Consider the following 11,875-nt stretch of genomic DNA (forward strand, 5'->3'; position numbering starts at 1 on the left):
GAACCGTTCAAATAAGACGATCTATCTCACAGTTTCTGTCGGGGCAGAATCATTGTTTCATCTGATTTTGTTACATTACGCGTGAATTTTATACTCATCCCCTTTGGAGCTACAAAATGAAAGTTGCAATGAAACCTTTATCATTGGCTGTACTGGCTGGTCTTGGTCTGACATTGGCAGGCTGCACAACACCAGATACCGATGAAGTGATTAAGCTGCGTGTCGTAGAAACAACGGATATCCATACTAACCTACTGGATTACGACTACTACAAAGATAAGCCATCCAAGCAAATCGGTTTAGCACGTACTGCAACTTTAGTAAAAGAAGCTCAAAATGAAGTCACTAACAGTGTATTAGTAGATAATGGTGACTTGCTACAAGGTAGCCCAATGGGTGACTACATGGCTGCCAAAGGCATCGAAGTTGGCGAAGTTCACCCTGCATACAAAGCAATGAACCAACTAGACTACGACGCTGCTAACATTGGCAACCACGAGTTTAACTACGGTCTTGAGTTCCTAGAAGAGTCAATCAACGACGCTGACTTCCCATACATCAGCGCTAACGTTTACGATGCAGAGACCAAAGAACACTACTTCACGCCTTACATCATCAAGACGCACATTTTTGCTGATACAGCCGGTGTCGAGCATGAAATTAAAGTGGGTTACATAGGTTTTGTTCCACCACAAATCATGACATGGGATAAGAAAAACCTTGAAGGCAAAGTGACCGCGCGCGATATCATTGAAACGGCTAACGAGTTAGTGCCTCAAATGAAAGCGGAAGGTGCGGACGTTATCGTTGCCATCCCTCACTCAGGCGTTTCAACAGACCCATATAAGAATGGCGAAGAAAACTCGACTTTCTACCTATCTAAAGTCGAAGGCATCGATGCGATCGCATTCGGCCACTCCCATGCGGTATTCCCAGGTAAAGGGTTTGATGACATTCAAGGCATCGACAATGAAACGGGTACCATGAACGGCGTTGCGGCAGTGATGCCGGGGCGTTGGGGTAGCCACGTCGGGGTTATGGATCTGACACTGGAGCAAAAAGACGGTAAATGGAGCGTTGTAAACGGCCAATCAGAAGCTCGTCCTATCTTCGATAAAGCCGAAAACAAATCTCTGGCGGCTGCTGATGAAGGCATCGTAACCGCTCTTGAGAAAGACCACGCTGGTACTCGTGACTTTGTGAACCAGCCAATTGGTCAAGCCGATGACGTGATGTACAGCTTCCTATCTCTCGTGCAAGACGATCCAACAGTTCAAATTGTTAACCTTGCACAAACAGACTACGTTGAACAGCTGATCCAAGGTGATCCTGACCTAGATGGCACACCAGTACTCTCTGCGGCGGCACCATTTAAAGCGGGTGGCCGTAAGAATGATCCATCAAACTTCACCGAAGTGGAGTCAGGTCAACTGACTTTCCGTAATGCGGCTGACTTATACCTGTACCCGAACACACTGGTCGTAATGAAGGTAACGGGTCACGAAGTACAAGAGTGGCTTGAATGTTCTTCTGGTCAATTTAACCAGATCGATGTTAATTCAACAGCACCCCAGCACTTAATTGAGTGGGATAACTTCCGTACTTTCAACTTCGATGTTATTGATGGTGTTGACTACCAAATTGACGTAACACAACCTGCGAAATACGATGCCGACTGTAACGTCATTAACCCAGACTCTCAGCGTATTGTTGGTCTAACTTACCAAGGTAAGCCAATCGACATGAAGCAAGACTTCTTGATTGCAACCAACAACTACCGTGCATATAGTGCAAACTTCCCAGGTACCGGTGAAGACTTTATCGCATTTGACGCACCCGATGAGAACCGCACTGTGGTTGCTAACTACATCTCTCGCGTGAGCAAAGAGCAAGGCCAAGTAAGCCCTACCGCTGACAACAACTGGTCATTCGCACCAATCAAAACGGATAACAAACTCGATATCCGCTTTGAGACATCGCCAAGTGAGAAAGCAGCGCAATTCATTCAAGATCACGGCCAATACCCAATGAAACGCGTCACAACTGACGAAGTGGGTTTTGCGGTCTACCAAATTGATCTAACCAAATAGATTTATTCAGTGCTCGACAGTTAACGCTATCCAAGGCTGAGTCTAACGACTCAGCCTTTTTCTTTTTTTAGCCCGCAAGCCTTCTTTTCGAAACATAAACCTGCATTAAACCCACTTTTCAAATCCTACTCCCTTAACAGCAAACAACACACCTAAAAAGTGACAACTGAATTTAACCTGCGCAAAAAATATGCGATCGGCTGTAAGTTTTTCTCAGCTCCTCCTGTCTATTTAATTTACTACACTCAATGAATGACCAATAAGCCATTCATCTATAGGATAGATAAGGACATTTGATGGGCACCGTCGAGAGCATTCAAACATGGTTAAATTCAGGGGAGGAGTCGCTGCTATGGCTGATGCTTGGCATTATCGCGCTTTCTTACCTGCTTGAAGATCTGGCCATCGTTACGGCCGCAGGTTTAGCAACTCAAGGGCTCATCCCACCCCAATATGCGTTACTTGCAATTTTCATTGGCATTGCCACTGGAGATCTTGGCCTTTATTACCTAGGTAAATCAGGGCGTTATTTCAGAGGTGTTCGTTACAAAGCCCTCACCAACCGATACTTTCGAGCGCTTCGCACCAAATTACGTCAAAACGCATTCAGCAGTCTTTTTGTCATCCGCTTTATACCGGGGCTTCGTAGCGTTGGTTTTACCTTAAGTGGTTTTTTCTCCATACCACTGCCTACTTTCCTGTTTGCCGTTATTAGCGCGACAGCGATCTGGACTGGCGTTGTCTTCTCTACCATCTACTATTTAGGAACATCAGCCTGGCTGCAAGCCTCTGAATATCAATGGATCGTCATCCCATGTGCCATCGCTTTGCTGCTAGTCGGAAATCGATTAATGAATAGAACCTACTCTAGAGGATTATCATGAGTTCACCGCCAGATATTCACATCATTCCAGCACATCAAATTAATGCCGGCATGCCCCTGCTTGAAAAAGATACCGTGCGCAGTGTCTCTCCTTATGAGTTTCTTCCGACGTGGTTCTTCTACACTCCAGTCGTCATTCAAAGCCTAATGCAAGGGTTACGGCACTTTGACTGGGCGCTGCCGCTCATCGCCAACCCGAGCATTAAACTCAGTGGCATGGTCGGTGAATCGAAACACGAAATACTGAGCCTTGCTGGATCGTCGAGCAAGCGTTGGATCTCTCCATTTATCACTCTAACCAAAACCGATCTCAGCAGTAAGAAACAAGCTGAAGATGCGCGTAGTGCACTCATCCAATCAGATCTTGATTTCCCTATCGTCGCGAAACCGGATCTTGGTTGCCGAGGTGTTGGGGTAAAGCTGATCAACAACCAAGATCAACTTGAGCAATATATTGACTCTTTCCCAAATAATGCTCGATTTCTTCTGCAAGAAAAAGCGCCTTATCAAGCCGAGGCTGGCGTTTTTTATGTTCGTTACCCGAATAGCAAACAAGGCGAGATCATCTCGATCACCCTCAAATATTCGCCAATGGTGACGGGGGATGGAACCTCGACACTCAAGCAGTTAATTGAAAACAACCCACGTGCAGGGCAGCTCAGTCACCTGTATCTGCCAAGACATGAAGATAAATTGGATCGAGTGCTCGCAGAGGGCGAAGAGTTTCAACTGGCGTTCGCAGGTAGCCATAGCCGTGGCTGTATCTTCCGAGATGGCAATCAATACATCACTCCAGCTTTAACCGAGCGTTTAGATGAAATATTCGACGACTTCGATGACTTCCATTTTGGCCGACTCGACGTCAAGTTTAAAGACATGCCCAGCCTAATGAGAGGTGAGGATTTCACTATCCTTGAGGTCAATGGTGCAAGCAGTGAAGCCGGGCACATCTGGGATCGCAACACACCACTGCGAGAGATATTTTCTACGCTACTTCTCCAATACCGTATTCTTTTTGATATTGGCGCTCAACAGAAACAAAGAGGTCACCGACCTCCTTCTTTTAAGAGCTTATTTAACGCGTGGCAAGAAGAGCGACGTCTTGTTCAACAGTATCCGACCACCGATTAACTTTGTACGAGGATCATGAATGAACCCCATAGTCCAACCGAGCGCCCTCACGTCTTTCTCTCCGAGTATCAAGGGAGCGGTAGAGATATTGAATCAGGGTTTAGAGTTTCTATTAGCAATTTCTGACAGCGACTACCTAACACGAGCGAAGCCGCACGTCACAAGCTCTATTGGTGAGCATACTCGTCATACGCTCGATCTGTTTCACGCCTTAATTTTAAAAGAGAATGCGACCGTTGATTACAACACCCGTCGTCGTGGTCACCCAGTCGAATACAACCGCTCTATTGCCGTCAAAGAGATCCACTATGTGATCAATTGGCTTGAACGATTAGAACGGCAGGATCTCGAAACGCCCATCATGATCCAAACTGAGGTGTCGATGGATGCACAAGTTTTTGCAAGCCTACCTTCAACGCTAGAAAGAGAGGTCACGTTTGCGGCTCTGCATGCCAATCACCACTATGCGATGATCAAGGTGATCACCACCTTCCAAGATATCGAGACCTGTCATACCTTTGGTTACGCCCCTAACACCAACAGCTACCTGAGGGAGCAATAATCATGTGTTCAGTATCTTGGCTACTTGAAGAAAATGGCTATCAGGTCTTTTTTAATCGTGACGAACAAAAGACCCGAGCATTGGCAATGCCACCGAAGCAATATCGAGTCAATGGTGTCGATATCATCATGCCACTCGACCCAACTGGCGGTGGTAGCTGGATAAGTATTAACGAGTTCGGGCTTTCCTTATGCTTACTCAATAACTATCAAGGCATTGTTCCAGTCGGTCCTTTGGTCAGCCGTGGTTTGTTACTTAAGAACCTATCCGCGAGTCGCAATATCCGTCAGCTTTCAGAGGCGTTCCACAAGCTCGACCTAAACGCGTTTGCTCCATTTACCTTATTGGCTTTTGCGCCTAACTTAACCCAACACAAAGGGCTGGTTATCGCTTATATGTGGGATGGCATTCAACAAAAAATAGTCGACACCGATTCTCCACTGTTCTCATCTGGTGTTGATTTAGAGCGAGTGCAAGCCTATCGACAAGCAAAGTACGACCAGCTTATGGCGGTGGGTAAAAATCAACAAAACTTACTCAAGTTCCACTCTCACCACCACAATGAGCAACCCCATTTAGCAACCTGTATGCATCGTGAAGACGCGCACACAGTGAGCTTTACACACTTACGTAATCGACAAGGCCAAGCCTCTATGTTTTATGCACCCGGCTCACCTTGCGAACCAATAAACCCATGCCAAATAAATCAGCAGTGCTTTACCTTCGATTTGTCACCCGCAATCAATCTATAGATGGAGTCCATCATGAGAAAACTAATCACCATGGTCATGCTACTTGTTAGTCCGTACGTATTTGCTGCCGATGAAACCTATACCGGCTTCTTTAGCAGTAAGGCACTCGATGGCTATGATACCGTCGCATACTTCACTTCAGGAAAGCCAGTTGAAGGGAGCAAGAAATTCAGCACTGAGTACAAAGGCGCGGACTGGTATTTTTCTTCTGAAAAGAATCTGACTTTATTTGTTAATAATCCTGAAAAATATGCCCCTCAATATGGGGGCTATTGCGCTTGGGCAGTATCCGCGAAGAGTGACTTTGCTCCGGGTGACCCACATCAATGGACAATTGTTGATAACAAGCTTTACCTCAACTACAACCAAGAGATTAAGCAGCGTTGGGATCAAGACCAAGCACTGCATATTCAGCAAGCCGATAAAGCTTGGCCGAAACTTATCAAATAAGGTAGCTTCATTATGATTGATAGCCCTTTTCGTTTACCACGTTACACGCCTTTTGGTTTAGGTGAGTCTGTTGTCGAGTGGGCAACTGGACTATCTAAGCTAGACCGGCTCTATCAAGATCGACAAAACGAGTTGTCTAGCTTCGAATTCATGAATTACACCCTGTCAGCACTCAATATCGACTACTCGGTTGCATCGGGAAGCACAGAAAACATCCCGGAAGAAGGTCCTATCGTGATTGTGGCGAACCACCCACTTGGCGCCATTGAAGGTGTGATCCTTGCTGATCTCATAGGATCGGTAAGAAAGGATGTCAAGGTATTAGCGAATGAATTACTCAAACGACTACCTGAACTGGATGATCTTTTCATCGGTGTTGATGTCTTTAATAGTAAAGAATCGAAACGCACCAATGCAAAAGCTATTCGCGACGCCAATCGTCATTTAGCTGATGGCGGTCTATTGATCGTGTTCCCTGCAGGTGAAGTATCGAGCTACAGTAAAGGGGCAAAAACACTGACAGACATCGAGTGGAGCAAGTCGGTTGCTAAGTTTGTAAAGCGTCACCAAGCCACCACCGTGCCTATCTTTATCAATGGTAAAAACAGTGAGCTTTTCTACCAAGCGGGTCGTGTTCATCCACTGTTGAGAACCGCATTACTCGGTCGTGAGCTGCTTAATAAACAGGCGACGACCATCTCTATCTCGATTGGCTCATCGATTCCGTATTCAGAAATAAAATCGTTCGAACAAGAGATGGATATCGTCAACTACCTACGACTCAATACCTATCTAATGAGTCAACAAGATAGCCCGATAATCCACGCCCCCTCTTTTGACACCCAAGTGATTGCGTCTATTCCTGCTGAAGTGCTAGCAATAGAGGTCGATTCTCTTCCTGAAGAGATGAAATTACTCGAACAGGGAGACTTTGAGGTTTACTGCACACCAAGCCAATCAATCCCTAACTTAATGCGCGAGATTGGTCGAGTCAGGGAAGAGAGCTTCCGTGAAGTCGGCGAAGGCAGCGGACTTGCCTGTGATTTAGATGAGTATGATCTTTACTACCATCAACTGTTTGTTTGGAACAAAAGCAAGGCAGAGTTAGTCGGCGCGTATCGACTCGGTATGGTCGATAAGTTGATCGCTGAACATGGGCTTGACCAACTCTATTCTCGTAGCCTGTTTAATTACAATCAAGAATTCATCGATAGCTTAGAAAACAGCATTGAGCTTGGCCGTTCCGTGGTGAGTAAGCCTTATCAGAAAAGCCTAAACTCACTACTACTATTATGGAAAGGGATTGCGAACTTTGTCTCTCGTCACCCTCAATATACTCACCTGTTCGGCCCAGTGAGTATCAGTAATGATTACAGCCACAATGCGCGTCTATTGATCGCGACCACCTTATCGATACATCACTATGACGAAGAAAAAGCGAATCTGGTTTCACCTTCATCACCACTCAATACTAATCATCATGTGTTCTGGCAGAATCACTTACTGTCTTCATTGGCAAGTGTACCTCTGCTCTCTAAGGTGTTGGCACGTATGGAGCAAGGAAAAGGCCTACCAGTACTGCTTCGTCAATACTTAGGGATGAACGGCAAACTGGTCTGTTTTAACGTCGACCCTTCCTTTAATGATGCGCTAGATGGTTTGATTGTCGTGAACCTTAAGAAGGTACCATTGAAGACCTTGGGTAAATATATGGGTAGAGAACTCGCTCAAGACTACCTAAAGCAACACGCACGACGCTGATTTCGTCCGAACTGTACCTACACTCAAATAAGTGCGATGATTTCGGCACTTATTCGGGTTAGGTTATTTTCATGCACACTTCTTTTATCGAGCAACTACAAAGCTTCGACTTCACCGAAAGTCAGATTGAATCTCTATTAGCCGTCGCGAAGCCGCTTGAGTTGCCTACAAGACACATCCTGATCAATCAAGGTGAGATGGCGAGTTCAATCTACTTTGTGCTTGAGGGGTTGTGCCATGCCTGCTACCTCACCAGTGGCGGCAAGCAGTACAGCAAAGAGTTCTACTGGGAACAAGATTGGATCATTGGTTTCGAGAGTCTGATAAAGAACCAAGCCTCTCCTTATCTACTAGAAACACTAACCCCCATCACACTGTTAGAGCTGCCGATGAATGCAATTATCGAGTGGCGCGCATCAAACAACCCTCTCTATCTCAAACTGTTAGAAACTCAGCTGATGCATAAAGAAAACAAAGAACGCTTTATGCTGCTCTATACCCCTGAGCAACGTTATCAACTGTTCTGTGAACACTACCCCGACCTTGAACAACGCTTGAACGACAATCAAATTGCAGCCTACCTAGGAATAACCGCAATCAGCCTGAGCAGAATTAAAGGTCGAATTAACAATAGTTAATGCCAACAATCATCGCCCATAGTACATTCAGAGCATAGACAACCCCTGGATTTAAACATGATCACTTGGCACTCAATCCCCTTTTCTGAACTCTCAACACAACAACTTTATCAGCTACTTAAATTAAGAGTCGATGTCTTTGTGGTTGAGCAAACTTGTCCTTATCCAGAACTCGACGGCAAAGATACACTTGCTGATGTTGAGCATCTGCTTGGCTATTCTGATGAAGAGTTGGTAGCGTGTGCTCGCTTATTACCACCAGGTACCTCTTACAACAATACCAGCATCGGCCGAGTTGCAACTAAACAATCAGCGAGAGGTAATGGTTTAGGCCATCAATTGATAAAAGAAGCGTTAACACGCTGCGAGGCTCTTTGGCCTAGCACGACCATCGATATAGGCGCGCAACAACACTTAGAAAATTTCTACGCGAGCCACGGCTTCAAGACGATCTCGGATATGTACCTCGAAGATGACATTCCACACATAGACATGAGATTAGAAAAATAATGTCGAATATCACCGTCGGTATTCTACTGCTGATTGCAGGCAACCTGTTTGCCTCACTTTCAGATGTGGCGGTAAAACTATTGAATGGCGAAGTCCCACCTTTACAGTATATTTTTTTCCGACAGTTGATATCTTTGCTCCTCATCACCCCTTTATGGCTTCAGCAGAAGAAGGAGCAACGACGCTTACAGCAGGCCAAAGTCACCTTTATTAGAGGACAACTGATCCTAATCGGCAGTGGATGTATGGTTATAGCGATCACTCACTTGTCTTTGGCCACCGCCAACGCAGTATTTTATATCGCACCTCTGTTGATGCTGCCGCTCTCAATGCTTCTGCTCAAAGAGCAACCGGGGCTAGATAAGGTAATAGCAACAACCATCGGCTTCATTGGTGCTCTGATTGTCTTGAGGCCATCACAGTTTCACTGGGCAGCACTGTTTGCGTTAGCTACAGCACTGACGCTCGCACTATTTAATGTGCTCGTAAGAAAGCTTCCTAGTGAACAAACCGTCGTCACGACGCTGTGGTGGACTACACTATTTTCCATTCCCGCATCATTGATACTGTGCATCTTCTACTGGCAGCCCATATCTATAGAAAATTTAGGATACATAGTCCTAAGTGCAACACTCATATTGAGCTACAACGGTCTTGCTGTCGCTGCTTATAGAAAAGCACACTCTAGCCAAATTGCCTTGGCTGAGTATTCAGGATTGGTGTTTGTCGCGCTAATAGGTGCAATATGGTTCGATGAGATTCCAGATACATTAACCTTTATCGGAATCATGCTTATCATCTTGCCACTCGCCCCTTTCAAGCGACCAAAAAAAAGAGCTAATGCTTAGCTCTTTTCTATCGTCTATCTGTGTCGGGTAAGGCGCGTTAACTTGAGAGCTAACCTACTTACTGCGACCAAAGCCACCGTCTGACAAACGGAAGAACATTACCGAAGTGTCACCTTTCTCTAATTGTAGAATATCCAGTTGCCCAGTCTCAGCGAGTTTGAATCGAACCAGCTGGCCTTTACGAATATGACTGAGCGGCTTATCTGAACCCTCAATACGCACTAGCGCATTCAAGTCAGATAGAGGTAAATCGTTGTTTCGGAAAACTTGGGCTAAAGTATCGCCTTGCTTAACAAGGTACTCCTGCCAGTTATTGTTACTCGATTCTGATGAGCTACTCTTGGTATTTTGCTGTTCGCTTAAGCCAACCGTATTTATCTCAAGTGCAACCCGAGATGTTGTTGGCGACGCCTCTGAGCTAGACTCTGGTAGCGGCACAAAAAGTAAGATCAGTACAATCGGCGAAATCACCATCAATAGTCTCTGGTGCAATTTCGGCAGCATATCCCAAGTTTGTCCCAGTGTGACTCTGGTTTTTCTTACATCAGTCGAACTCAATTTCTCTTTAACCTGAGCCAGTCGATCCTTGAATTCTGCTAAGTGGTCAACTTTTTGCTTTTTCTTTTGACGACGATTCATGCCACTGCATCCTTTACATTGAATAGCTACAGTATAAAAACCAAAGTACTAACAGTATAGATCTTTCCTTCACAACAAAGACCTAAGCAACAAAATTGACATAGCTATGATTTGAGCACAGTAAACCACACGTGATCGAGGGCTAGCCGTTTCTTCACGCTGCTAATACTGGTATTCTTAACCTTTTCGTACTGACAAAAAGAGTGATTTTTCATGTCTGAAGTAAAATTTGAAACTGTAGAGCAAAAAGCTAGCTACGGTATTGGTCTACAAATGGGTCAACAACTTGCTGGTTCTGGTCTTGAAGGCCTAAACGTTGACGCAATCGCTGCTGGTATTGCAACAGCTCTAGTTGGTGATATGCCAGCTATCGAAGTTGACGAAATCAACAACGCACTACAAGAGCTGCACACTCGTGGTGAAGCTGCACGTCAAGAGCTAGCTAAAGCAGCTGCTGCTGACGGCGAAGCTTTCCTGGCTGACAACGCTCTTCGCTCAGAAGTAACGGTTCTTGAGTCTGGTCTTCAGTACGAAGTACTAACCGAAGGTACTGGCGAAATCCCAACTGCAGACAAGCAAGTACGTGTTCACTACCACGGTGAGCTAACTGACGGTACTGTATTCGACAGCTCTGTATCTCGCGGTCAACCTGCTGAATTCCCAGTAACTGGTGTAATTCAAGGTTGGGTACAAGCTCTACAAATGATGCCTGTAGGCTCTAAGTGGAAACTATACATCCCACAAGACCTAGCATACGGTGAGCGCGGCGCAGGTGCAGCAATCCCTCCATTTGCAGCTCTAGTATTTGAAGTTGAGCTTCTAGCAATTCTTTAATTTGGACTCGTGCCTTTAGTTAAATTGAATACTATCGGCCAACAAAATTAAAATAATATAACGGCGATGTCACTACATCGCCGTTTTTCGTTTATAGTAAAAGAGTCAATGACTTTATTACTTAAGGACGAATAATGAAGAAAGTACTGATCACCGTTTTAAGCAGCCTTGCTGTTATCTCTTGCGCTAGCACTAGCGACTCAGAGCCAACCAGCTCTAACTCCGATACCAACTACTCTCAACTATCACAAACTGCACTAATGGCAGCGATAAATATGTGGTCCCAGCAAAATGAAAGCACTCCACTGGCTGATACCGTTGCAGATCAAGCATCTGTGACGAGTGATCAAGCAGTGGGCGGTATTGGCTCAATGTTGGCCCTTGCACAAAATTCACTGGATACAACAGATAATAATGAACTCGCTTCACTCATTCCTGGTATGTCGGCACTTGAGTCTACAGGATTAGCATCAGCACTGAATTCCCAAGACGCAGTAGCAAGTGCATTCGAAGGTTTGGGGATGGATTCATCAATGATAAGTACATTTGCGCCAATTATTCTGCAAACACTGCAATCTCAAGGAGCGACCAGCGGTCTGATGAATTCGCTTGCAGCAGTTTGGCAATAAGCGTTAATTAGCACATTAACAGAAAGCTTAAAAATACTAAAAGGCACTTCGGTGCTCTTTTTTTGCTCGGAAGATACGAGATACGAGATACGAGATACGAGATACGAGATACGAGATACGAGATACGAGATACGAGATACGAGATACG

At 45.3% G+C, this 11,875-nt stretch carries 13 protein-coding genes; 12 read left to right on the forward strand and 1 reads right to left on the reverse strand.

The window, feature by feature from the left end; genetic code table 11:
- The first annotated feature begins 116 nt into the window (after positions 1-116).
- The 10 genes from Q1A70_RS04625 (at position 117) to Q1A70_RS04670 (ending at position 9,625) form a co-directional block, all read left to right on the forward strand.
- Entirely contained in the window at positions 117-2,090 is a 1,974-nt protein-coding gene (locus Q1A70_RS04625) for a bifunctional 2',3'-cyclic-nucleotide 2'-phosphodiesterase/3'-nucleotidase (protein WP_299687447.1), read from the forward strand.
- A gap of 296 nt (positions 2,091-2,386) precedes the next feature.
- A complete protein-coding gene (locus Q1A70_RS04630) occupies positions 2,387-2,974 on the forward strand; it encodes a DedA family protein (RefSeq protein WP_299687444.1) in 588 nt (195 codons plus the stop codon).
- The gene (locus tag Q1A70_RS04635; RefSeq protein ID WP_299687441.1) at positions 2,971-4,104 is read left to right on the forward strand and encodes an ATP-grasp domain-containing protein; all 1,134 of its coding nucleotides are present in this window, start codon (positions 2,971-2,973) and stop codon (positions 4,102-4,104) included. The genes Q1A70_RS04630 and Q1A70_RS04635 overlap by 4 nt, the downstream gene beginning before the upstream one ends.
- Positions 4,105-4,123: 19 nt before the next feature.
- A complete protein-coding gene (locus tag Q1A70_RS04640) occupies positions 4,124-4,666 on the forward strand; it encodes a hypothetical protein (RefSeq protein WP_299687438.1) in 543 nt (180 codons plus the stop codon).
- A 2-nt stretch (positions 4,667-4,668) separates the two neighbouring features.
- On the forward strand, positions 4,669-5,418 hold the full coding sequence (locus tag Q1A70_RS04645) for an NRDE family protein (RefSeq protein WP_299687435.1): 750 nt from the start codon (positions 4,669-4,671) through the stop codon (positions 5,416-5,418).
- 12 nt (positions 5,419-5,430) lie between these two features.
- Positions 5,431-5,868, forward strand: a complete 438-nt coding sequence (locus tag Q1A70_RS04650; RefSeq protein WP_299687432.1) for a YHS domain-containing (seleno)protein — start codon at positions 5,431-5,433, stop codon at positions 5,866-5,868.
- A gap of 12 nt (positions 5,869-5,880) precedes the next feature.
- Positions 5,881-7,629, forward strand: a complete 1,749-nt coding sequence (locus Q1A70_RS04655) for a lysophospholipid acyltransferase family protein (protein ID WP_299687429.1) — start codon at positions 5,881-5,883, stop codon at positions 7,627-7,629.
- A 71-nt stretch (positions 7,630-7,700) separates the two neighbouring features.
- On the forward strand, positions 7,701-8,267 hold the full coding sequence (locus Q1A70_RS04660; RefSeq protein WP_299687426.1) for a Crp/Fnr family transcriptional regulator: 567 nt from the start codon (positions 7,701-7,703) through the stop codon (positions 8,265-8,267).
- A gap of 57 nt (positions 8,268-8,324) precedes the next feature.
- Entirely contained in the window at positions 8,325-8,777 is a 453-nt protein-coding gene (locus tag Q1A70_RS04665; protein WP_299687424.1) for a GNAT family N-acetyltransferase, read from the forward strand.
- The gene (locus tag Q1A70_RS04670) at positions 8,777-9,625 is read left to right on the forward strand and encodes a DMT family transporter (protein ID WP_299687422.1); all 849 of its coding nucleotides are present in this window, start codon (positions 8,777-8,779) and stop codon (positions 9,623-9,625) included. Before Q1A70_RS04665 ends, Q1A70_RS04670 begins: the two co-directional genes overlap by 1 nt.
- Positions 9,626-9,679: 54 nt before the next feature.
- Here the strand turns inward: Q1A70_RS04670 and Q1A70_RS04675 are convergent, their stop codons facing one another.
- On the reverse strand, positions 9,680-10,264 hold the full coding sequence (locus Q1A70_RS04675) for a LysM-like peptidoglycan-binding domain-containing protein (protein WP_299687420.1): 585 nt from the start codon (positions 10,262-10,264) through the stop codon (positions 9,680-9,682).
- Between the two features lie 213 nt (positions 10,265-10,477).
- On the opposite strand from Q1A70_RS04675, the gene Q1A70_RS04680 reads away from it, so the two are divergent.
- Entirely contained in the window at positions 10,478-11,098 is a 621-nt protein-coding gene (locus Q1A70_RS04680) for an FKBP-type peptidyl-prolyl cis-trans isomerase (protein WP_008220519.1), read from the forward strand.
- 134 nt (positions 11,099-11,232) lie between these two features.
- On the forward strand, positions 11,233-11,727 hold the full coding sequence (locus tag Q1A70_RS04685; protein WP_299687417.1) for a DUF2780 domain-containing protein: 495 nt from the start codon (positions 11,233-11,235) through the stop codon (positions 11,725-11,727).
- Positions 11,728-11,875: the final 148 nt, after the last annotated feature.

The sequence above is a fragment of the uncultured Vibrio sp. genome (genome assembly GCF_947488985.1).
Lineage (GTDB): Bacteria > Pseudomonadota > Gammaproteobacteria > Enterobacterales > Vibrionaceae > Vibrio.